Below are 23,271 nucleotides of genomic sequence, written 5' to 3'. Positions count from 1 at the left end.
CCGATGCAGGGGCAGCTCCCGTGGCATTGACGGCCAACCAAAACACCCTCGACCACCCGCCCGGCGATGGTGTCTCTCTTATGGTTACGCACCCCCCCATCACTGAGCCCCGCAGCCAGCGGCTGCCAGTTGGTCGGGTGCGGATGATTTACGAGGTTCGCTGAATGCCGCAATTCGTCCAAAATGGCCCCTACATTCCCGAGCGTTTGCTGCAGGCACACGAGGAGGGGCGCGTGGTGTTTTTCTGCGGGGCAGGGATCTCCTACCCTGCACGCCTGCCAGGGTTCCGCGGCCTTGTGGAGGAGCTGTATCGGCGCCTTGAGCCCAATGCGAGCGGGGTTCAAAAGCTGGCAATCAAGTCCAAGCAATACGACACTGCCGTAGGACTGCTGGAGGCTGTTGTAGGGCGTGAGAGAGTTCGGCGAACTATGGCGAGCATTCTCACGCCAGACCTGAGCTCGCCCAAGGCAACCGCAACCCACAAGGCCTTGTTGAACCTGGGCAGGACTCGTGATGGGCGCACTCGGTTGATCACTACCAACTTCGACCGTTTGTTTGAAGAGGCGAAGCCGGCGGCGTCATTTCCGGTCCACGTCTTCCAAGCCCCCCTGTTACCAGTGCCAAAAAATCGTTGGAACGGTTTGGTGTATCTTCATGGCCTACTGAGCGAAGCGCCCACAGCAAGTGAACTGGATCACTTGGTGATTTCCAGCGGTGATTTCGGCCTGGCGTACCTCACTGAGCGATGGGCTGCGGGATTCGTCAGTGAGATGTTCCGCAATTACACCGTCTGTTTTGTTGGATATAGCATCGCCGACCCAGTTTTGCGCTACATGATGGACGCTCTTGCCGCCGACCGCCTGCTGGGGGAATCGTCTCCGGAAATGTTCGCGTTCGGCAGTTACTCTCGAGGCGAGGAAGAGGATCGCGCCAACGAGTGGGAGGCCAAGAACGTCACACCGATTCTCTACAAGGAACACCGCCGTCATACGTACCTTCACAAGACGCTGCAGGCATGGTCGGCAACCTACCGCGACGGTGTGCGCGGCAAGGAACGCATCGTCGTTGAAAGCGCGATTGCTCGCCCGCTGGCAAGCACCAAGGAGGACGATTTCGTTAGCCGTTTGCTTTGGGCGTTGAGTGACCGACACGGTCTTCCAGCCAAGCGCTTCGCCGATCTGGAGCCGGTGCCTACGCTTGATTGGCTAACGCCGTTGAGTGAGGCTCGCTTCGGCCATATCGACCTTGCCCGGTATGGTGTCCCTCCAAATACTCGCTTGGATAAAAAGCTTGCCTTCAGCTTGATGCGTAGGCCCTTGCCTTACCCGCTGGCCCCCGTCATGTGCGTTGTAGAAAGCGACGGCGTCAGCAGTCAGTGGGATGCGGTGATGGGGCATTTGGCTCGGTGGCTGACTCGCCACCTGGATGATCCCGCGTTGTTACTTTGGCTGATCAGTTGGGGCGGCCGTTTACACGTCAATTTTGCCTCGTGTATTGAGCACACCTTAGAACGGCTGGTCGCACTTGAGCTTGACGGTAAATCTGATGAGTTGGCTCAGATACGAGCCGGTGCCCCCAATGCCGTACCCGGGCCTCTGATGCGTACGCTATGGAGGCTGCTGCTCGGCGGACGCGTCAAAGTGGGGCCGCAGGCACTCGATTTTTACCGTTGGCGAAACCGATTCAATCGTGATGGCCTAACGTCGTCCCTGCGTCTGGAGTTCAGGGAGTTACTGTCGCCACGTGTTTCGATCCGTGCGCCGTACGGCTCCTCCGCCGAGGATGGTCAAGAGCAACAACGACTGAAGGATTTGGTTGAATGGGAGATCGTCCTCACGGCGGATGACGTCCATTCCAACCTGAAGGATCTTTCCGGTAACGAACGCTGGAATGTAGCACTTCCTAGTCTGCTAACTGACTTCACGGGTTTGTTGCGAGACGCGCTCGACCTGACGCGGGAGTTGGGGGGCGCTGATGATCGGCGTGACAACTCGTACACGCAGCAGCCATCTATCGATGTGCATCCACAGAACAACGACTACAACGACTGGACAGCGCTCATTGAGCTGACGCGGGATGCGTGGCTGGCCACGGCTGCGGTTTCTCCTGAGCGCGCAGCCCTCGAGGCGGAGCTCTGGTGGACCATCCCATATCCTCTTTTCAAGCGCCTGGCATTTTTTGCTGCAACGAAAGGGGATGTCATAGGCAGTCGTCGCGCTCTTGACTGGCTGTTAGCGGATGATCATTGGTGGCTTTGGTCGTTGGAGACTGAGCGTGAATCCACCCGCTTGCTCGTTGACCTAGCGGAGAAGGGCGATCCTGAGATGGTCCAGGCGCTCGAACAAGCCATTCTTGCCGGCCCGTCTCCCACAATGTTCGATGTCGGCGCCGATCCCGAGCGGCTGGCACGTGTTGTGGATAGGGAGGTATGGCAACGGCTGGCTAAGGTCGCCGGCGCCGGGGCCACGCTGAATACGGTTGCACAGGGACGACTGGATGCACTCAGCCGGCAGTACCCGGAGTGGGCTTTGCCACAAGATCAAAGCGATGAGTTTCCATACTGGAGCGGAAGCGACGATGATTGGCGAAAATTCACTGCCACACCTCGCCGACGCGGTGAACTGATCCAATGGTTAAAGCAGCATCCAAACGCCGATTACTTCCAGCAGGATGACTGGAGGGAGCGTTGCCGCGACAACTTTGCAACTACGGCCTGCGCTCTATGGGGCCTGGCGCAAGAGGATTTTTGGCCGGCAAGCCGCTGGCGCGAGGCGCTGCAGGCATGGTCTGAGGGCAAGCACGTCTCACGCGCTTGGCGTTATATGGCACCCGTATTGGCTGGGGCGCCGGATGAGGCCATGGAGCCTTTAATTCAGGGAGTGAGCTCCTGGCTGAGAACCATCGCTAAAACCTTCGTTGGGCACGAGGAGGAGTTTTTCACGCTCGCGCATCGCGTCTTGGAACTGCACAGCCGCGACGGTAGTGAGACGGACGACCCCGTTGGACGCGCCATCAATCATCCCGTGGGACACGTCACTGAGGCGCTACTCCAATGGTGGTACCGGCAGTCACTGGAGGACGGTAAAGGCTTGCCTGTCGAACTTAAGCCCACGTTTACCGAACTCTGCGATGGCAGTATTGAAAAATATCGGAACGGGCGAGTCTTGCTCGCGGCCCATGTTATTGCATTGTTCCGGGTTGATCCTGACTGGGCCTCGGAACACTTGCTGTCTCACTTTGAATGGCAGCTCTCCGAGCATGAAGCTCGCGCGGCTTGGGAGGGATTTTTATGGTCACCCCGTCTATACCGCCCTCTGATGGAGGTGTTGAAACGCTCGTTTCTGGATTCCGCTCATCACTTTGAAGCGTTGGGCAAACATCGCGTGCAATACGCTTCACTTTTGACCTATGCCGCACTGGATCCGGGCGATACCTTCACGTCCTTCGAGCTCGCTGGCGCCGTCCGCGCGCTCCCTCCAGAAGGATTGAGGTACGCCGCAAATGCGTTGGTTAATGCTCTGGAAGGAGCGGGCGATCAACGTACGGAATACTGGGCGAACCGGGTGGCGCCCTTTATCAATAATCTCTGGCCAAAAGGCCAGGACGTTATGACACCGGTGATTGCCGAAACCCTGTCCCGATTGTGTGTTGCGGCGGGCGGAGCATTCCCTGAGGCTATGGAGATACTTCGTGCGTGGCTCCAGCCATTGGGTCATCCAGACCCCGCAGTGCGTATGCTTCATAAAGCGGACCTTTGCAGGATTTTCCCTGAGCACGCCTTGGATTTTTTGAGCCTCGTGATTGGTGAACAAACCCAGTGGCCACCCACCGATCTTTCCAACTGCCTAGAAGCTATCCGTACCACTGCGCCAGCGCTGGAGGAGGATCCACGCCACGAGCAATTGCTGAATTATCTACGTATGCATGGGCGCGGATGACAACCAGTAGCGGTCGTTTGTGAAAGGCTGCTTTTGGCTGGTTCCTGCCTTTCGCGACCAACTACAATCGACCCAAAGCTGGCGATGGCGACAGGTAGAAATCGACCAGTTGGAGACATTCGTTGCTTTTAAAAACGGGAGGTCCGGAAAGTTGTCGTTCTGCAACCGACACCTTCACTCTTCCGAACCTAGCCAAGAGGTGAAGTAAAACGTTCACCCCTGACAAAGCTACGCCTCCCTAACTCCCATTGGCTGCAATACTTGTGGAACTGTCATTCCAGCATGAACACAGCAGATAAAATGCACGCGAAGGCTCTACAGGACGCCCTTTTAGCCCTCGACCCTTCAGGCCCAGAAGGATTTGAAGGGTTACTCGGAGTCGTACTAGGTGAAATCACAGGACAATCTTTCCGTCTTGCAAAGTCAGGTACGCAGCGAGGACGAGACGGCGATTCGGCGTTCGATGGCGGGGCTACATATTTCGAGGGCAAACGCTACAAAGAAGGCCTTTCGAAGAACGATATTTCGACAAAGCTTTTCGACGTTGCGAACGACGACACCGGCTTGGTGGATCTTTGGATACTCGGAGCAACATGCGAGGTGGCATCCCAAACAGTCGAAGACGGGCGTAAGTTTTCGGCCAAGAACGGCTTCGGCTTCACGGTATTGGACTGGTCAAATAACGATCTAGGGGCGCTGCTCGTCGCCACTGTTGCGGCAGGTTCAAAATCCAAAGCAATTATCGAACAAGGACTCACCGGAAAGCTTGGATCGGGCCTTATCGCACCCGCTATCAAAGCAATCGATCACTTTGAAAAACACGGTGATTATCCCTCAAGGCTGAGTGCGCTCAGAAAATCACTCGCCACAGACGTTGGGTTGGGCCACGCCAAGACGCTCAACCAAGAATGGCTGGGCCGGTTGTTCACAGACAAAGTGCAGGCGCGCGCCGAACTCGGCCAACCACTCTCTCCATTTGATCCGTCCGGCCCTTCGGCACTCGACCGACCTGAGCGTGCGCTTCTTACAAAGGCATTCTCCGGAGCTCCAGAAAGCGAAATCTACGCAATTGTCGGCGAAGAGGGAGTCGGAAAATCCTGGCTGGCTGTCCAGAGCTGGAATCTGTCCAATCCCAAATCACTTCTCGTCCTGTGTCCTGCCGACGATTTGACCGGAGATGATGCAGAAGACTTCGATGACTTTCTAATTCGCAAACTGATCTATCAGACAGATGGAAATGTTACGCCGCAAGTGATCGCGCGCTGGCGGCGCCGCTTCAAAGATTGGCGCACGAACATTCCAGCAAGCTCCGTCCGCGTAACTCTCATAGCGGACGGGCTCAACCAACCGCTCAAATCGAACTGGGGGCGCTGGCTCGATCGCGCCGCGCTACGCTTGAAGGAGCTGGGCGGCTGCCTGGTGGTCACCACCCGTACGCAGCACTGGGCGCATCTCAAAAAAACGCTATTTTGTGCAGTAAGGACGATCACGCTGGCCGAGTGGTCCATAAATGACGTGAAACAGATATTGGGCAGTCGCGGCATCGACTTCTCCAACACCAGGATTGAGGTTCTCGAATCCGTTCGGAATCCTCGACTTCTTGGTATCGCTATTGAGCTGATAGAAGCCAAGGCCATCGAGCTTTTGGATGAGCTAAGCGTCGGGCGACTGCTCTTTGAGCATATGCGCAGAATGGAGCAGCATGGGGCGGCTACAGTTTCGGCGCCCGCATTCGCTGACCTTTTGAAAGACCTCGCAGCTAAGGTATTGGCTCGAGCGAATGCGCAGAATACGGATGACCTTAGGCTGTTCGATGCCGTCCAAGAAGCCCAACTCGAAGCTGTTGCATCGAGCCGGTTCTTCTCCTCGGTGAAAGGAAGCGCGTCACAGTATGAGATAAAACTCGATGGTCTCAACTTGGCACTCGCGCTCTACCTCGTCGGCCAACTCGAACGCGAGTTGCGCAACAAACGCGACCCGCGAGAAAAGCTAGCGACAATACTGGAACCGATCAGTGCACTTGATGAAACGGCCAAGGTTATCTTGCTCGCAACGCAGATCGCTTGCCTTGAGGATGAAACGAGCCCTGAGATACGCTCCGCGCTGATCGAAAATTTCGTATCACTGCAAAATCTTCCGAACAGCCAGGCCGACGCCTTCGCCGTGCTAGCAAAATCGGCTCCACTCGCTTTCCTGCAAGCCGCTGAAAATGTATACCTGTCTCAAGAGTACATCGCCAGCAAAGAGTGGCTGCTTTACGCGCTACTCAACCGGCGCGACGAGCCGGGAATTTGGCAGCACATTTTGCAATCTACGAAGCGGTGGCTGTCCTTCTATTCGCTTGTACCAGAACGAGGGATGCACCGGACGTCGGGCCATGGATCTGTCACTCAGGCTGACGAAGAGCGCAATAGAGTCTTGGCTAAAATTCAAGAACGTCAGGCTGCCCTCACTGAAGTCGAGCGATCCTTCATCACTAGCAACCTCGTAATCGCTCCGCACCCTAGGTTCGATGGCATAAGTCGCTTCGCTCTCTATCTTCTGGCTGGTATGCCGCTAGAAGAGATTGCAACTTATCTTGTCCGTTGGCGGTTTTCTGCCGCACTCAATTTATCAACGTCGGTGCCCTACGCGGAATTCGAGCAGGTTCTTCACTACAATCGCGTCGATTGGCAGGAGACTCGATTAGCAATCCTGAAGGGATTGGAAGCGCTGCCGGCGGAACACACGTCCAGCGTGGGGACGTGGACACGCGTTGGCATCCTATACGGCACCGGGGATGTCGGCGACGCCAAAGAGGGGGCCCGTATCCGCGGGGAACTCACACGCGACCAAGAACGCTTTGAAGGCTGGTCTATAAAGGAAAAATACAGCGCTGTTGATCCTTGCAATCCCAATACCGTTGAACCAGAGAACGTTATAGCGACAGCCAAAAACTATCGACAGATTGACCCAGAAAAAATTGCCATGAGCCGGGGAATGGCCCAAGAGGACCATTACTTCCGTGGTGCTCGGGCCTGTGTCGCACGCTTCGTACCTGATGATGCGATACATACGCACCGTGCACTCGCGAGCGAAGTGCTCGGCCGTAGCGGGCACGCACGGCTTCAGGGCGTATTGATGCTTTTGCGGCATAGTGCGGCCCTCACAAAAGACCTTGCCCAACGCTTCCTTTCGGCCAGTGTAGCTAGCACCGCGTCGCATAAAGACGGGCAAGACGAACGGGACGAATTTCTTACGGCACAGTTTTCCGCAATCATCGCATTGCCGCACTTCACCGCCGACGAGCAGCTCGACGCGATCGCAAAAATGCAGGGCGAGACCCTCCTGCTGGAGCTGCTCTCATGCGTGCGCAGTGCCACACCCGAAAAAGTGGAACGGGTGCTCGAGGGTGTTCTGCAGAGTGGAAATGAGCATGCGCAGACAGCAGTTCTTGCCTCTATCCACTATTCTGGATCGCCGCTCACACCGCAGGCTGCCGGTATTGTAAAAGGCTTCATCCGATCTCCACTCAAAAAACTCCGGCATGAAGCGCTCGCCCTCGCCGCATCAAGCGGCGACACTTCATTACTACAGGAAGTCATAGATAGTGGATGGAGCGCAGAAAAACCGAACAAGCGCGACAACAGTTTCGAGGAGTGGCACGGGTCCACCGCGATATTGAAAGCGTTGGAAGCGGGTCTGATAGAGACGGAGTCCGCGCTTGATCGAATGAACGTGTCCCACTACGGGTTCGCCGCCGAAACGCTGCATGCCGAACAGGATGATGCCATCGCCGCTCGCATCGAAGCCGCGCTTGTAAAGGCATTGGATTATGAGGGTGATGTGGAGTTGCCGGAGATTGAGACTGGGGCGCCGACAGTGTCCGACCTCGCGCCTCCCCTGGTTTCGTTAACGGAACGGGCTCCGTCGGAAAATGACTTTACATCCCAGATGAATCGGCTTTCGGAAACGGAAGAACAGTTCGACGAGCGCCAACGCCGCATGAACAACGCCTATGAACACTTTGCCGGTGAGCTCACGGCTGTTGAAGCAGACCTAATACTCTCCGACCTCACGTTCGACGGCATCAAATCGATCATCGGACAGGATGCTGATCGCGATCAGCGTTGGCTCCAGATGTTGGTCGCAACCTCCGATCGAAAGCTCCGTCATCTTCACCACGTCGCCCTACAGGTAGCGGTCGCACTTGGCGCCAGCGGCAATCCGCTAGTACCTGAGTTCATTACCCGCATTTTGGCATTGGACCCAACCATACGTCGTGTCACCGGCGCTGCAAAAATTCCTGTAGAGACCATTGTCCTATGGAGCAACTCTGCCAGCCCGGCGATGGTGGACATATGCAAAAAGCGCCTACGAACTCCGCAAAGCGACAGCGACATCGCGCGCGAGGTCATCGCGGCCCATCTCTGCGGAAAGGTGGCAATTCTACAGACCTACATTGATGAACTGCTTGCCACGGACCGGCCGTACGAGACAGCACTTGCGCTCATGATTGCAGGCTTCTGCGACGATAGCGTCCACGCTGAGGCGGTTCTGTCCCGCTTCGACGGCACCGAGGGCTTCATTGGCAATGCCCACTCAACTGCGAGAGATTCGTATGCAAGGAACCTTTGGGCAAAGACTTGGTATGCAAAGATGCTAAATGCCCAACGGCAGGAGGATTTCTGGAGCGCGTCCATTCTGTTTATGAAGATCGTCGATGGCCGTTTTGACATATGGTCCGAAGCCTCGATAGCACCAACAGCCATCTTCACGGCGTTTATGCCGACGATAAGTCGGGAGATCAGCAATAGGGCAATTAAGGTCCAGAAAAAGCGCCAAGAGAAGCTCTTCGGTGAAAAAGCTCCCTCATCTGTAATGTTGAGTTTCGAATAATGAAGTGCGAAGGCAGAGGCGAAAGCGTGGCCGCTTTCGTCGTTAGGTATCGGCTTCGTAAATGGCCGAAATAAGAGCGCAAGGCTGCCCCGGGAAATCTCACCACTATGTCTGCTTCTGGCCGAAAGCTGCCGTTTACCGTGGCAGCTTCGGCCCTAATAGTTAATCACTACAGGGGTTTATCTATCAGGTCTTCACCTCAACATGATCCAGCGCCTGATTCACCGCCAACTCACTCAACATCACCAACTGCGCAATCCCGATCGCAGTCTTGCGATGGCCAGGCTCCAACGTGGCAGCGAAGTTATTGAGCATTTCACTGGCCGATCCCAATGATTCGCTGGCATTGGCCAAGAGGGATTCAGTGTTGTACGCCGGGTTGGCCATGTACATGGGGTCGTGTTTGTGATGGCTGCCCATGATCCGTTGCTGCGGGGTGAGGTAGTGATCGAGCGCACGTTCTGCCGCTTCGTTCAGGGTTCGGGAATCGGGGAATTTGTAGGGAGAAACCGGATCGGTTTCCGGTGGGTTCGGTGTTGGCTTGAACATAGATGAATCTCCAGCACTTATTAAATGGGAGTCATCCACTCTCGCTACCAAACGAGGGGTGGCGACCATACGCAGGTTGGTAGACCGGAGCACTGGAACCGGCGCTTCCGAAGAAGCCCTGAGCATGGCCACCATAAATCCAGTCGCATGAATGCAACTGCATGAGGTGACGCGATGCGTCAGCGCTGCGGGCTACCAAACCCGATCACTGTTTTTCAGTGACCCGGAAACGATAAAACCCGCACCCCAGACGCACAAGCCGGCGGATTCTGGCGCAGTCGTAGGCAATGACGCAAGACGCTGTAGCCGTGGGGAAGTAATGCCGGGCGTTTCTAAACATCATTCGAAAAACGCTTAAACGCGCTGCCCTCGCCATGTCGAAATCAGACGCCCCCATGCCGCTCCCAGGCTATTTGCGATCAACGCCGGGCACGTAAGGTGACGCATCATTTCATCGCCCTGCGTCGTCGTCCGACCGATTTGTAACGCTGCAGCGCTTGAGGTGCGCCGCTCTGGAGCAGGGCAAGAGGGCGAAATGATGATCGCCTGACATGTCGTCAGTACGCCCAAATGTCGATCACCAGAGAACAACAAAAACAATGAATAGCCTGAACTCGAAGGACTCGAACGGTCAGTTGGCGCAGGGCTTCAAGCCGCGTCATGTCACCATGCTTTCCATTGCCGGCATCATCGGTGCGGGGCTGTTTGTCGGCTCCGGCCACGCCATTGCCGCCGCCGGCCCGGCCGTCTTGCTCGCTTATCTCTTCTCCGGTCTGCTGGTCGTGCTGGTCATGCGCATGCTCGGTGAAATGGCCGTCGCCCGCCCGGACACGGGATCGTTTTCCACCTATGCCGATCAGGCCATCGGGCGCTGGGCGGGGTTCACCATTGGGTGGTTGTATTGGTGGTTCTGGGTGCTGGTCATTCCGATTGAAGCGCTGGCCGCCGGGCATGTCTTGAATCAGTGGTTTCCTCAGGTCGATGCGTGGTTGTTCGCGTTGTTGTCGATCATTTTGCTGGTGGTGACCAACCTGTTCAGTGTGTCCAAGTACGGCGAGTTCGAGTTCTGGTTCGCGATGGCCAAGGTGGTGGCGATCATCGGGTTCATCGGGCTGGGTTTTGCGGTGTTGATGGGCTGGGTTCCGGAGCGTGAGGCCAGCGGGTTGAGCCGCTTGATGGAAGAGCACGGCGGGTTCGCGCCCAATGGTTTGTCGGCGGTGGTCGGGGCCTTTATCACCATCATGTTCAGCTTTATCGGGACGGAGGCGGTAACCATCGCGGCCGCCGAATCGAGCAACCCGGCGCAGAACATCGCCAAGGCCACGCGCTCGGTGATCTGGCGCATCGGGGTGTTTTATCTGCTGTCGATTTTCGTGGTGATTTCCGTGGTGCCCTGGAACGATCCGCTGTTGGCGTCCGTCGGCTCTTACCAGCGAGCGCTGGAGCTGATGAACATTCCCCACGCCAAATTCCTGGTCGATGTGGTCGTGCTGATTGCGGTGGCCAGTTGCATGAATTCCTCGATCTACATTTCCTCGCGGATGCTGTTCTCGCTGGGGCGTCGCGGTGACGCTCCGCAACCGCTGAAGGTGACCTCCGCGGCGGGCGTACCGAGGGCGGCGGTGATTGCCAGCACCGTGATCGGTGCCGGGGTGACGCTGTTCAGCTATTTCATGCCGGCGGGGCTGTTCCAGTTTTTGCTCGCCAGCTCCGGCGCGATTGCGTTGCTGGTGTATCTGGTGATCGCGGTTTCGCAATTGCGCATGCGCCGGATGCTGCGTCGGCAGAATGTCGAGCTGACGTTTCGCATGTGGCTGTTTCCATGGCTGACCTGGCTGGTGATCTTGTTTATCTGCGCCGCGCTCGCATTGATGATGGTGACGCCCGAGCATCGCCTGGAGGTGACGTCGACCATCGGCCTGGCGCTGGCGATTTCCTTTATCGGGCTGGTGACCTCGCGGCAACATGGGCAGGCGCGGGCGGCGGTTGCGGCGGGCAAGGCTTAGGTTTTTTCTGGTGCTTGAACGGTGGGAGCTATCCCCGGTATGGACGCAGGGGATGTCCGATCACCGGGCTTCGGCTCGCAGCCAACGTCGGACTTCGCCCTGTATCGCATACGCTGGCGCCTCGACCGCATTGAAATCCTGCGTGTAGCGCTGCGCAAACCCGTCGACGCCCCATTCCTGAAACTGTTGCACATGCTTCAGTTCGTGGGCCCAGAGCGCAACGTTGTGTTCTGCGGTTTCAGCGTCGCGGAACAGGATGATGTCGATCAGCGTCACCGCACCGACATCCGGGTTTTGCAGGATGGCCGTGGCGGCGTTGTATTGGCCGTCGTCGGTGACCTTGTAGTGCACGGCATCGAGGATGCCAGGGTCATACCAGCGCAGCAGTTGCTCCCGGATGTGCGGGGGAATCGGTTTGATGTCGGTGCTGGCGGCTTCGGCGTGGGCCTGAGTCAACGCCAGCGCCAGAGCCGGGGCCGCGATCCGGAAGAGGTCTTCAGACAGACGCCCCGGGTCCGGCAGGCAAATGCAGCTGTCGAGGCACACTTGTTTTTCGCCGGCAGGGCATGGGTCAGCCTGGGCCGGCGTTACAAGGGCAAGCCAGGTGACGAAGCTGATGAGCGTGGAGGGCATGGGCGCTTTTCGATCGTAAGGCCGCACAATAGAAAGGGATCAGGCACAACGCGACGAACACCGCGTTGCGCACCGACCCCGCTGCACCTCAACCGCGTTTCGGCAGCTTCCAGTTCGGGCGAATGAAGTGGCAGGTGTAGCCATTCGGAATCCGCTCGAGGTAATCCTGATGCTCCGGTTCCGCTTCCCAGAACGGCCCCGCCGGTTCGATTTCGGTGACCACACGACCCGGCCACAGGCCCGATGCGTTGACGTCGGCCGCAGTGTCTTCGGCGATATCGCGTTGCTGCTCGTTCAGGTAATAGATCGCCGAACGATAGCTCGGACCGAGGTCGTTACCCTGACGGTTGGGCGTGCTGGGGTCGTGGATCTGGAAGAAGAATTCGAGAATCTGCCGATAGCTGATCACGGCAGGGTCGAAGACGATTTCGATGGCTTCGGCGTGGTTGCCATGATTGCGGTAAGTGGCGTTCGGCACATCGCCGCCGGTGTAACCGACCCGCGTTTGCAGCACGCCGGGGTAGCGGCGCAACAGATCCTGCATGCCCCAGAAGCAGCCGCCGGCGAGAATGGCAGTTTCGGTTTGAGTGGTCATGGCATGTCCTTCCTCTCGAATAGGTCGCAGATGTTCCTTGATATGAGGGAGTGTGGGCCGATTGCAAGGCCGATCCCTCCATAAATCAGCATTGCATTCGCGGCTTTAATTCAAATACCAAGTATTTTCACCAGTGCAGCACCTAATAGCGCTGTTACGACAGGTGCTAAATACAGTTGGTGGAATTGGGAAAAGACACTGTTCGAGGGTATCTCCGTAGAGCGCTCAATTTCTTCTCGACTGCGGGCTGCTGTGCCTTTGATTGACTCTTCTAAAATCTGGTCCTCGATTTTTTCACTGATTTTTGCGAGGCGATAAGAAAGCTTTGCACCGGATGCATATAAAGCAGCGCCAATGAAAATCAGTAGGTAAATGGCCAGGAAATAATAATTTTGTACTTCTGAGAAGTTGAGGTGATCTGGGAGCGGTGAGTGTTCCCAGAAAAAATTGAGATAGGGCGTATGTTGATATGCCCAGCTTGTGAGCTCCTTGAATGGTCGGGCAATCATGCTTCCTAGCTGTGATCCATCATCGAGACGGAAATAAATCATTTTCAGAAACGATACCCCGGTAGATACAACTGCCGGGATAGTTATTGCCGCGCCTAGTAGACGTTTTCTTACTGACTTGCTTTTTGCATCCTTGAAATTCACGCTCATTCTCCAATTGAAACAACTAACGTTTAATCTGTGCGCAGTTTAGTGGGTGACCGGACTGGAGGCGCTCACGCTTCCGTGCGTCGATACTGACAGTAGAGGTGTTCGCTTTCGTTACGATCTTGAGCTTACATGCGTCGCCTGGCCTTTTGAACATGGCTTTCCAGATCCAGAAAAGCCACGACGACCATCAGCATGAAACTGACGGTCAGCGAAAGGTCGAGCCGGCCTTCGCGCCTTGGCGGGGGGCGCGCGGTGTTTCATCCGGCGTGGGTGCTTGCGTGTTGCGTCCGGGCATCAACATTTCCCTGAAGGTCGTTGTGAGCGATCGGAACAGTGTGACAAGGATCGGCGGGGAGGTCGGGATGGCGGTGTGATCTGCTCGGCAGTTTGAATTTATTGTCCTGTTTCGGTTGACGGTGTAACGCTTTTCAGCCGATTTATCGCTTTCAGGCGAGTCAGTAATCTGTGCCCATCTTGAACGCAAACGCACTTGCACAACTAAAAAGGGATTCACACATGAGCACTCCAACCTACAACCGCCTGAACAAAGACGACGCCGTGGTTCTGCTGGTCGACCATCAGACCGGTCTGATTTCTCTGGTTCAGGACTTCTCGCCAAACGAGTTCAAGAACAACGTATTGGCGCTGGCCGATCTGGCCAAATTCTTCGAATTGCCGACCATCCTCACCACCAGCTTCGAACAAGGCCCGAACGGCCCGCTGGTGCCGGAACTCAAGGAAATGTTCCCGGACGCGCCATACATCGCCCGCCCAGGACAGATCAACGCCTGGGACAACGAAGACTTCGTCAAGGCGATCAAGGCCACCGGCCGCAAGCAGATCATCATTGCCGGTGTCGTGACCGATGTGTGTGTAGCGTTCCCGACCCTGTCGGCGCTGGCGGAAGGGTTTGACGTGTTCGTGGTGACCGACGCCTCCGGCACCTTCAACACCACCGTGCAGCAAGCCGCGTGGAACCGCATGACCCAGGCGGGCGCGCAGATGATGAACTGGTTCTCGGTGGCCTGCGAACTGCACCGCGACTGGCGCAACGACATTGAAGGCCTGGGCAACCTGCTGTCCCAGCGCATCCCGAACTACCGCAACTTGATGAACGGCTATGCCGCACTGACGGCGCATCAGAAATAACCGGATGCTGAATGGACGAAAGCCTGCTTTGAAAAAAGCAGGCTTTCGTCGTTTCTACCGCAAACAGTGGAGCAGGGGATTCGTCACCTCAAACCGTGACAACAATCTTCCCGACCTGCTGATTGGCTTCAAGAAAGCGATGCGCTTGCTGAATGTCATCCAGGGCGAATGTCCTGGCAATGATCGGTTTCAGCGCGCCGGACGCCAGCCCGTCGCCGATGAAAGTTTTGGCGCGTGCCAGGGTGGCCGGGTCGGAAACGATTTCCGAGTAAAGGTAGCCCTTGAGGGTCAGGCATTTGCCCAGCACGGTGAACAGCGGGAATGGTGTCGGTTCCGGGCTCAGGGCGCCGTACTCCAGCAGGATGCCGCCCCGGGCCATGCTTTGGGTCAGCGGTTCGAACGACGGGCCGCCCACCGGATCAAACACCACCCGCGCGCCTTTGCCGTCGGTCAGCGCCATGACCGCTGCAACCATGTCCTCTTCGTCGCTGACGATCACGTGCGCCGCGCCGGCGTCGAGCAAGGCCTGTTTCTTGGCGCGGGTCCGGGTGACGGCAATCGAAGTGGCACCGACCATTCTGGCAATCTGGAAGGCAGCCAGGCCGACGCTGCTGGACGCGGCAGTGACGATCACGAAATCGTCCTTCTGCAATTTGGCCTGTTCGACCAGCGCACCCCACGCGGTGACGTATTGCATCCAGGCCGCCGCCGCTTGTTCAAACGACAGGTTCTGCGGGTGTTTGACGGTGAGGTGGGCGGGCACGTTGGCCAGTTCGCCGTAAGTGCCCCAGCGTGCGATGTCCAGCGGCGGAATCACGCTGACGGCATCGCCAATGTTGAATTCGCTGACGTTGGCGCCAACCGCGACCACCACACCGGCGGCTTCGTAGCCGAGACGGCTGGGAAACTCCGCTTCCTGCAAATAGGCGTGATTGCGGAACATCACTTCAGCGCGATTCAGGCCAAAGGCTTTGACCTCGATCTGCACTTCGTCCGCAGCGGGCGCCGGGACGTCGACGTTTTCCAGTTTCAGGACGCTCGCGTCACCGTATTCATGAATCCTGACAATGCGTGCCATCTGTACTTCCTCGGTTATCGATGAAATTGCACCGGCGTGATCCGGTGCCATGGACGCCAATGTAGGCTTTGGTCTGCTCCGGATAAAGGCCTGGGATGGCGCAACACTGGAAACAACGAGCAGCCTGTCAACGCCGCCCGGTCCGCGTACTCACATCCACCCAGACAGCCAACACCAGAATGCTGCCCTTGACGATCATCTGCCAGTAACTGTCGACGTCGAGCATGGACATGCCATTGTCCAGGCTGGTGATGACCAGGGCGCCGAGGAGGGCGCCATAGACCGTGCCGGAACCGCCGCGCATCGAGGTCCCGCCGATGAAGCAGGCGGCGATGGCGTCGAGTTCGCCCATGCTGCCGGCCGAAGGTGAGCCGGCGGCCAGGCGCGCAGTGTTGACCACGCCGGCGAGGGCGCACATCACGCCCATGATCCCGAAGATCCACAGCTTCACGGCCTGCACATTGATCCCGGACAGGCGCGTCGCTTCCATGTTGCTGCCCACCGAATAGACGCGGCGGCCGAACACGGTCTGGCTGGTCACGTAGCTGAAGCCGCCCAGCAGAATCAGCAAAAGCAGAACCGGTACGGGAATGCCGTCATAGCTGTTGAGGGTCTGGACAAAACCCGCCAGCACCGCGCCGATCAACAACACGCGTGCCACGTCCCGCACCAGGGAGTGTGCTGCCAGGCCGTGAAGGGCGCGATTGCGTCGTTGTTTCCAGGTCAGGAACAACGTCAGCGCGAACAGCAGGACACCCAGTCCCGCGCCGGCCGAATGTGGTAAATAACCCTGGCCAATGTAAACGAGCTCCGGCGACACCGGCGCAATGGTCGTGCCGCCGGTGATTCCCAGCAAAATCCCCCGGAACGCCAGCATCCCCCCAAGCCCCACGATGAACGACGGAATGCGCAGATAGGCCGCCATGTAGCCGTTGGCGAGGCCGATCAGCAGGCCGCACACCACCACAAGGCTGAGGTTCGCCAGCAGCGGTATGTGATAGACGACATCGAGAATGGCCGCCACGCCACCGAGCAGGCCCAGCAATGAGCCAACCGACAGATCGATCTCGCCGCTGATGATCACCAGCACCATGCCGCAAGCAAGAATCCCGGTAATCGACATCTGACGCAGCAGGTTGGAGAGGTTGCGCGGTGTCAGGAATCCGCCCTCGGTCTGCCAGCTGAAGAACAGCCAGATCAACGCCACGGCAAACACCAGTGCGAGCATCTTGTAGCGGGTGAAGAGTTGTTTGACCTGATTCATTTACGCGGATTTCCGAGCTTTATTGTTATGGCTGTCAGGCTGGCTGAGTGCGGCGGCGAGCACCTGTTCCTGGGTGAGTTCATGGTTGATGAAGTCCCCTCGCAGTTGACCCTCGCCGATGACCAGGACGCGGTCGGACACACCGAGCACTTCGGCCAGCTCCGAAGACACCATGATGATCGACACACCTTCGGCGGCCAGCATCCCCATCAGTTTGTAGATCTCGTACTTGGCGCCGACATCCACCCCTCGGGTCGGCTCATCGAGAATCAGCACCCGGGGCCTGGTCAGCAGCATCTTCGCCAACACGGCTTTTTGTTGATTGCCCCCCGACAGGCTGGTGATCGGCAGGAACGGGCTCGCGGTCTTGAGGTGCAGGCGCGAAATTTCCCGATCGATGCTGCCCAGTTCCGCTTCGGCGTCGATGCGGGTCAGTTTCGAGAAACTGTCCAGCACGGCCAGGGTGATGTTCTGGCCGACACCCAGGTCGGGAATGATCCCCTGACGCTTGCGGTCCTCGGGCACCAGGCACACGCCGGCACGAATTGACTTGAGCGGCGTACGGGTGTCGATGGGTTGGCCGTCCAGCCAGACTTCGCCTTCGTGGCGACCCGGGTAGGCGCCGAACAGCGCGGTCACCAGCTCCGTGCGGCCGGCACCGACCAGCCCGGCGATGCCGAGGATTTCCCCGCGTTTGAGGCTGAACGAAATGTCGTCCACCCGTTTGCGTTTGGGGTTGTCGACGTCGTAGCAGGTGATGTGCCGCGCCTCGAAAATCACCTCGCCGATGGCGTGGGGTTCGGTGGGGTAGAGATTGCTCATTTCCCGACCGACCATTTGGGTGATGATCTGAGGAATATCCATGTCCGCCATGGCGGTCGTGGCAATGTGTTTACCGTCGCGGATCACTGAAATGGTGTCACACACGGCGGCCACTTCATCGAGTTTGTGGGAGATGTAGACGCAGGCGACGCCCTTGGCCTTGAGGTCGCGGATGATGTCCAGCAACACCTCGATTTCCGAACGGGTCAGGGCTGATGACGGCTCGTCGAGGATAAGCAGGCGTGCCTGCTTGTTCAAAGCCTTGGCGATTTCCACCAGTTGCTGATAACCGCCGCCGTACTGCGAAACCGGTAGCGACACGTTCATGTCCGGCACTTTCAGTTCACGCATCAGGGTTTCGGCGCGGTGGATCATCGCCGGGTAATTCATCCGTCCGCCCGGCAGCGTCAGCTCATGGCCCATGAAAATGTTTTCGGCCACCGAGAGGTCGGGAACCAGCGTCAGTTCCTGGTGAATGATGACGATGCCGGCGGCTTCCGTTTCGCTGATCGATTGCGCTTTGAGCGGTTGACCCTCCCAGAGGATTTCACCGTCCCAGGTACCATGGGGGTAGACCGCAGACAGGATTTTCATCAGCGTGGACTTGCCGGCGCCATTCTCGCCGCACAGCCCGAGGCACTCACCCGGCCTGACCTTGAGGTCGATGCCGTTGAGCGCTTTGACACCGCCGAAGGTTTTGACGATGCCGTTCATTTGCAACAGATAGTCGGACATGGCAGAGACTCACAAGCGGCCGATACTGGACTGAAACCGCAGGAGCAGGGCTCCTGCGGGGGTATCACGCAGTGAGTGTCACTTTCCGGCGAGCTGCGCCTTGGTATAGAAACCGTCCTGTTCCAGCAGGTCGATGTTGTCCTTGGTCAAGGGCGTCGGGGTGAGCAGGATGGTGTCGACTTTTTTGCTGCCATTGTCGTACTGCGAGCTGTAGGCGGGTTTCTCGTTGCGTGCCAGTTGCACCGAGAGTTTGGCGGCTTCGGAGGCAATCAGTTTCAGCGGTTTGTAAACCGTCATGGTTTGCGTGCCGGAGATGACCCGCTTGACCGCTGCCAGGTCCGCGTCCTGTCCGGAGATCGGCACCTTGCCGGCCAGTTGCTGAGCGGCCAGGGCCTGAATGGCGCCGCCGGCCGTGGCGTCGTTGGAGGCGACGATACCGTCGATTTTGTTGTCGTTGCGGGTCAGGGCGTTTTCAACAATGCTCAGCGCCTCGGTCGGGTTCCATTCCTTTACCCATTGCTGGCCGACGATCTTGATATCGCCCTTGTCGATGGCCGGTTGCAGCACCTTCATCTGACCTTCGCGCAACACTTTCGCGTTGTTGTCGGTGGGCGCGCCACCCAGCAGGAAGTAATTGCCCTTGGGCGCTGCATGCAGCACGCCGCTGGCCTGCATTTCACCGACCTTTTCGTTATCGAAGGAAATGTAGGCGTCGATATCGGCGTTGAGTATCAGACGGTCATAGGACACGACCTTGATTCCGGCTTTCTTCGCCTCGGCCACGGCATTGGTCAGCACGGTGGCGTTGAATGGCACGATGACGATGACATCGACACCACGGGAAATCAGGTTTTCGATCTGCGAAATCTGCTTCTGCTCGTTGGCATCGGCCGACTGCACGAAGACCTTGGCGTCCATTTTTTCTGCCGCTGCAACGAAGTAGTCCCGGTCACGGGACCAGCGCTCCAGCCGCAGATCATCAATGGAGAAACCGATTTTCGGATGGGCCGCATCGGCCAAAACCGGCAGCGACAACAGCGCCAGGGCGCTGGCCAGCAGCGTGCGTTTTACGTTCTTCATGGTGGTGCGTCCTTTTATTTTTGTTTGAAAGACACGGCCTGACGATGAATATCGGGCTGGTGGAACTGTAGAGAATCAGCAGACGCAACGGACTACAGATTTGTCGCGCAAATGTCACAGCGTCTGCAGTTCCCGTTGGCGATCAGCGATAGATAAACCGGTTGACGACGTTTTCGAGCATTTCCTGCCGGCCGCTGACGGCCTGCGGATTCAGCTCGTTGGCGAAGGCGTGCTCGGCCAATGTCTGGAGATTGAACTCACCCGCCAGCACCGACTGGCCGAACGGCTGCTGCCAGCCGGCATAGCGTTGATCCTTGAGCCGCTGAAGCTGATCGTTCTGGACCATGGCGGCGGCCCGCTCGAGCGACAGGGCGAGGACGTCCATGGCGCCGACGTGACCGTGGAACAGATCGACTTCGTCGAGGCTCTGACGCCGTACCTTGGAGTCGAAGTTGAACCCGCCATTGCCGAACCCGCCGGCCTTGAGGATTTCATAGGTGACCAGGGTCATTTCCTCGACGCTGTTGGGGAACTGATCGGTGTCCCAACCGTTTTGCGGATCGCCGCGGTTGGCATCGATGCTGCCGAAAATCCCCAGCGAGACGGCCGTCGCCACCTCGTGATGAAAACTGTGACCGGCCAGGGTGGCGTGGTTGGCCTCGATGTTGACCTTGATTTCCTTTTCCAGACCGAACTGCTGGAGAAAACCGAACACCGTGGCGCTGTCGTAATCGTATTGGTGCTTGGTCGGCTCCTGCGGTTTGGGTTCGATCAGCAGGTCACCTTTGAAGCCGATCTTGTATTTGTGCTCGACCACCATGCGCATGAAGCGACCCAGTTGTTCGCGCTCGCGTTTCAAGTCGGTGTTGAGCAGGGTTTCGTAACCTTCGCGACCGCCCCACAACACGTAGTTGGAGCCTTTGAGGCGTTGAGTTGCGTTCATGGCGCTGAAGACCTGGGCCGCGGCGCAGGCGAACACTTCAGGATCCGGGTTGCTGGCGGCGCCGGCGGCAAATCGCGGATTGCTGAAGCAGTTGGCGGTGCCCCACAGCAGCTTGATTCCGCTTTGTTCCTGATGGCGTTCCAGGTGATCGATCATTTGGGCGAAGTGGTTGCGGTACTCCTTCAGCGAGTGGCCTTCGGGGGCGACATCCGTGTCGTGAAAGCAGTAGTAGTCGATACCCAGCTTGGAGAAGAACTCGAACGCGGCCGCCGCCTTGCCTATGGCCAGCTCCATCGGGTCACCGGCGTGTTGCCACGGGCGCTTGAACGTCCCGGCACCGAACACGTCGGAGCCCGGCCAGACAAAGGTGTGCCAATAACAGGCGGCCATGCGCAGGTGTTCGCGCATGGGCTTGCCGAGGATGATTTTGTCGGCGTCGTAGTGACGGAAGGCAAGGGGAGAATCGCTGGCAGGACCTTCGTAGCGGATCGGCTCGACATCGGGGAAGTACGGCATTGGCAATGTCCTTGTTGTTCTTGGGCGTGCCCCGATACTAGCAACGGCCCTGTGCCTGCCGATTACGAAAATCACCAACACGCAGTGCGATTTTGCGTGTTGAGATTCACCGTCAGCGCGCCTAGTCTGTGCAAACCGCCTCTACGGCAAGAGGCCCGGAACAAGCCTGAAAACAATGAAAACCGTACCGCCTGTTCACCGCATCGCCCTGTTGTTCAACGGCAGCAAGATCTATGACCGCGGCATCATCAGCGGCATCGGCAACTACCTGAGCAGCACGCGCGCCTCCTGGGATCTGTTTCTGGAAGAGGATTTTCTCTGCCGGTTGAAAGGCATCGAGCGCTGGCAGGGTGACGGCATCATTGCCGACTTCGATGATCCGCTGATCGGCGAGGCGCTGGCCGATATCAAGCTGCCCGTGGTGGCGGTGGGTGGTTCCTATCAGGATGAGCGGGCCTATCCGAAAGGGATCCCGTACGTCGCCACCGACAACAACGCGCTGATCACACTGGCTTACGAACACTTGGTCGAGGCCGGGCTGCAACGGTTCGCCTGCTTCAGCCTGCCTGAGGCGCAGGCCAATCGTTGGGCTCAGGAGCGCGAAAAAGCCTTTCTACGATTGATGCAACGGGACGGCCTGCACGCCGAGGTCTATCGCGGCATGGGCACCAGCGCACCGCTGTGGGACAGCGCCGTCGAACAACTGATCGCCTGGCTGCAGAGCCTGCCCAAACCCATTGGCATCATCGCGGTCAGTGACGCCCGCGCCCGGCAGTTGCTGCAAGCCTGCCTGACCGCCGGCATCGCCGTGCCGGAGCAGGTGGCGTTGATCGGCATCGACAATGACCCGCTGACCCGCAGCCTGACCCGGGTCCCCCTGAGTTCAGTGATTCAGGGCACCGAAACCATGGGCCGCACCGCCGCGCATTTGCTGCACCAGATGCTGCATGGCAAACCGTCCACGGGCACGCACATTCTGATTCCGCCTGATGCGGTCAACGTGCAGGTGTCGAGCCTGCATCAACCGTTGGGCAATCCTTACGTGATGCAGGCGCTGCTGTTCATCCGCCAATATGCCTGCCAAGGCATCAAGACCGCGCAAGTGGCGGCTTATGTCGGCGTGTCGCGTTCCTCGCTGGAGTCGCACTTTCGCGCGGTGCGAGGCTGCAGCGTGCATGACGAGATTCTGCGTTTCAAACTGGCGGCGGCCACTCGCGGGCTGGAAAAAACCGACACGGCGATTGCGGACGTGGCCCGCACGTGCGGTTTCAAATCCGCTCAGTACCTGCACACGGTGTTCCGTCGAGAGTTCGGGTGTACGCCCCGTGAATATCAGCAGGGCGCCAGATAGCGAGGCGAATTCCTAACATTTTCTTCCGGATTTTTTCGATTGAATGATTGCTTAATCAGCCTTTTTGGCATCCAGCACGCTCTTGAATTGGCTTTTATCGAAGGCGGAAAGTTCGTAAAAATACTGAGTGTCCAAGAGTAGTTTGTTGCTGTGGTTGTCAATTTCAAAAGGCATGTGCTCTAAAAAAGCATACCGCTCTAGCAAGAGCTTGAATTTCCAATATGTATCTGTTGGGCTGCAATAACAATATATAGCGAGAAGTTGGGTGGTGTCGTAGTTTAGGAATGATCTAACAATGTTGCTGTACATTTTTTCGCTTGCTGACAGTGCGCTTTCTTTAATCGTGTCTTCGTTGAAATTTGTTCCGATGGTGCTGTCAGGTACGTTTGTTGCGATGAATTTCAGTATTTGGTATAGACTTCTGAAGTAATGCCCACACAGGCCGTTTTTACTTTCCAGGTTGTTCTTCGCTTCTATAAGATTTGCAGCGGAGCTATAAAAAACAGCTTGCCTTACAATATCTATATCTGATTTTCCGTTCGTCCACTTTCCCGTTGGGATTGAGATCTTATCCAGTGTTTTATTGTGCTGATCCAGTAGGGAGAAAAATGTCCCTTCGAACTGTTGCTTGATTTGTGTTTTTGCCTGTTCGCTCAATGCTGCTTCTGATTTCTGCTGTGCTGACGTGGAACGCGCTAACTCCTTTCTGGTCGACTCTAGTTCTTTGCTTTGCAAAACGATTGTCAACAGGAGGGCGATCAAACCTAGGAAACTGAGTAAAGGGTTGAGGGTTCCTCCTATAAAGTCTCCAAAGGTTCCCCAGTCGGCATGTTTACTGCTGAGTTTTCCGTTGAACTCAATAAAGTAGAATGTGAAAACCACTATGACTACTGCTGTGGCGAAGACTAATATCCATGCCAGCCATTTGAATAGAACTGCGGATGTGATGTTCTCGAATTTCTGTTCTAGACTCATATATATCATGAAACCTTTCAGGCTGAAGTTTAAGGCTGATGTGATAGTTTTCGAAGTTGGAGCTCATGGTAAGGTGCGACCTCCAAGTGCACAGGTACTT

At 57.2% G+C, this 23,271-nt stretch carries 16 protein-coding genes; 6 read left to right on the top strand and 10 right to left on the bottom strand.

Annotated elements, in window-relative coordinates:
* The first annotated feature begins 164 nt into the window (after nt 1-164).
* Complete coding sequence (gene dsr1 / locus L6D81_RS21340; protein ID WP_236181824.1) at nt 165-3,938, top strand: anti-phage defense-associated sirtuin Dsr1; 3,774 nt, start codon at nt 165-167, stop codon at nt 3,936-3,938.
* 282 nt (nt 3,939-4,220) lie between these two features.
* Nucleotides 4,221-8,816: an NACHT domain-containing protein gene (locus L6D81_RS21335; protein ID WP_236181823.1), complete on the top strand. Its 4,596-nt coding sequence runs from the start codon at nt 4,221-4,223 to the stop codon at nt 8,814-8,816.
* A gap of 186 nt (nt 8,817-9,002) precedes the next feature.
* Here L6D81_RS21335 and L6D81_RS21330 read toward each other — a convergent pair whose 3' ends face one another.
* Nucleotides 9,003-9,365 (bottom strand): DUF6124 family protein, encoded by a 363-nt coding sequence (locus tag L6D81_RS21330; RefSeq protein ID WP_236181822.1) that lies wholly within the window; start codon nt 9,363-9,365, stop codon nt 9,003-9,005.
* A gap of 599 nt (nt 9,366-9,964) precedes the next feature.
* Between L6D81_RS21330 and gabP the strand changes: the two genes are divergently transcribed.
* Nucleotides 9,965-11,371: a GABA permease gene (gabP, locus tag L6D81_RS21325; RefSeq protein ID WP_236181821.1), complete on the top strand. Its 1,407-nt coding sequence runs from the start codon at nt 9,965-9,967 to the stop codon at nt 11,369-11,371.
* A gap of 60 nt (nt 11,372-11,431) precedes the next feature.
* Here gabP and L6D81_RS21320 read toward each other — a convergent pair whose 3' ends face one another.
* The 3 genes from L6D81_RS21320 to L6D81_RS21310 all read right to left on the bottom strand — a co-directional run bounded on the left by L6D81_RS21320 (nt 11,432) and on the right by L6D81_RS21310 (nt 13,252).
* A complete protein-coding gene (locus L6D81_RS21320) occupies nt 11,432-12,004 on the bottom strand; it encodes an eCIS core domain-containing protein (RefSeq protein ID WP_236181820.1) in 573 nt (190 codons plus the stop codon).
* A gap of 88 nt (nt 12,005-12,092) precedes the next feature.
* The gene (msrA, locus tag L6D81_RS21315) at nt 12,093-12,599 is read right to left on the bottom strand and encodes a peptide-methionine (S)-S-oxide reductase MsrA (RefSeq protein ID WP_236181819.1); all 507 of its coding nucleotides are present in this window, start codon (nt 12,597-12,599) and stop codon (nt 12,093-12,095) included.
* 110 nt (nt 12,600-12,709) lie between these two features.
* On the bottom strand, nt 12,710-13,252 hold the full coding sequence (locus tag L6D81_RS21310) for a YniB family protein (protein WP_236181818.1): 543 nt from the start codon (nt 13,250-13,252) through the stop codon (nt 12,710-12,712).
* 158 nt (nt 13,253-13,410) lie between these two features.
* On the opposite strand from L6D81_RS21310, the gene L6D81_RS21305 reads away from it, so the two are divergent.
* Both L6D81_RS21305 and ycaC read left to right on the top strand, forming a co-directional pair.
* Nucleotides 13,411-13,632 carry a hypothetical protein gene (locus L6D81_RS21305; RefSeq protein WP_236181817.1) on the top strand — a complete coding sequence of 74 codons (222 nt, stop codon included), beginning with the start codon at nt 13,411-13,413 and terminating at the stop codon, nt 13,630-13,632.
* A gap of 142 nt (nt 13,633-13,774) precedes the next feature.
* On the top strand, nt 13,775-14,407 hold the full coding sequence (ycaC, locus tag L6D81_RS21300) for an isochorismate family cysteine hydrolase YcaC (protein WP_007958138.1): 633 nt from the start codon (nt 13,775-13,777) through the stop codon (nt 14,405-14,407).
* 88 nt (nt 14,408-14,495) lie between these two features.
* Here the strand turns inward: ycaC and L6D81_RS21295 are convergent, their stop codons facing one another.
* The 5 genes from L6D81_RS21295 to xylA all read right to left on the bottom strand — a co-directional run bounded on the left by L6D81_RS21295 (nt 14,496) and on the right by xylA (nt 20,845).
* Complete coding sequence (locus tag L6D81_RS21295; protein ID WP_236181816.1) at nt 14,496-15,485, bottom strand: zinc-dependent alcohol dehydrogenase family protein; 990 nt, start codon at nt 15,483-15,485, stop codon at nt 14,496-14,498.
* Between the two features lie 127 nt (nt 15,486-15,612).
* Nucleotides 15,613-16,749, bottom strand: coding sequence for a sugar ABC transporter permease (locus tag L6D81_RS21290; RefSeq protein ID WP_236181815.1), 1,137 nt, complete (start codon nt 16,747-16,749; stop codon nt 15,613-15,615).
* A complete protein-coding gene (gene xylG / locus L6D81_RS21285; RefSeq protein ID WP_236181814.1) occupies nt 16,750-18,306 on the bottom strand; it encodes a D-xylose ABC transporter ATP-binding protein in 1,557 nt (518 codons plus the stop codon).
* Nucleotides 18,307-18,384: 78 nt separating this feature from the next.
* Complete coding sequence (gene xylF, locus L6D81_RS21280; protein ID WP_236181813.1) at nt 18,385-19,386, bottom strand: D-xylose ABC transporter substrate-binding protein; 1,002 nt, start codon at nt 19,384-19,386, stop codon at nt 18,385-18,387.
* A gap of 142 nt (nt 19,387-19,528) precedes the next feature.
* Nucleotides 19,529-20,845, bottom strand: a complete 1,317-nt coding sequence (gene xylA, locus L6D81_RS21275) for a xylose isomerase (protein ID WP_236181812.1) — start codon at nt 20,843-20,845, stop codon at nt 19,529-19,531.
* Nucleotides 20,846-21,020: 175 nt separating this feature from the next.
* On the opposite strand from xylA, the gene L6D81_RS21270 reads away from it, so the two are divergent.
* Complete coding sequence (locus L6D81_RS21270) at nt 21,021-22,196, top strand: XylR family transcriptional regulator (protein ID WP_236181811.1); 1,176 nt, start codon at nt 21,021-21,023, stop codon at nt 22,194-22,196.
* A gap of 51 nt (nt 22,197-22,247) precedes the next feature.
* On the opposite strand, the gene L6D81_RS21265 is transcribed toward L6D81_RS21270, so the two are convergent.
* On the bottom strand, nt 22,248-23,171 hold the full coding sequence (locus L6D81_RS21265; protein WP_236181810.1) for a putative phage abortive infection protein: 924 nt from the start codon (nt 23,169-23,171) through the stop codon (nt 22,248-22,250).
* Nucleotides 23,172-23,271 lie beyond the last annotated feature (100 nt).

The organism is Pseudomonas sputi, from assembly GCF_021603585.1.
Lineage (GTDB): Bacteria > Pseudomonadota > Gammaproteobacteria > Pseudomonadales > Pseudomonadaceae > Aquipseudomonas > Aquipseudomonas sputi.
This window is presented reverse-complemented; position numbering and strand designations above follow the sequence as displayed.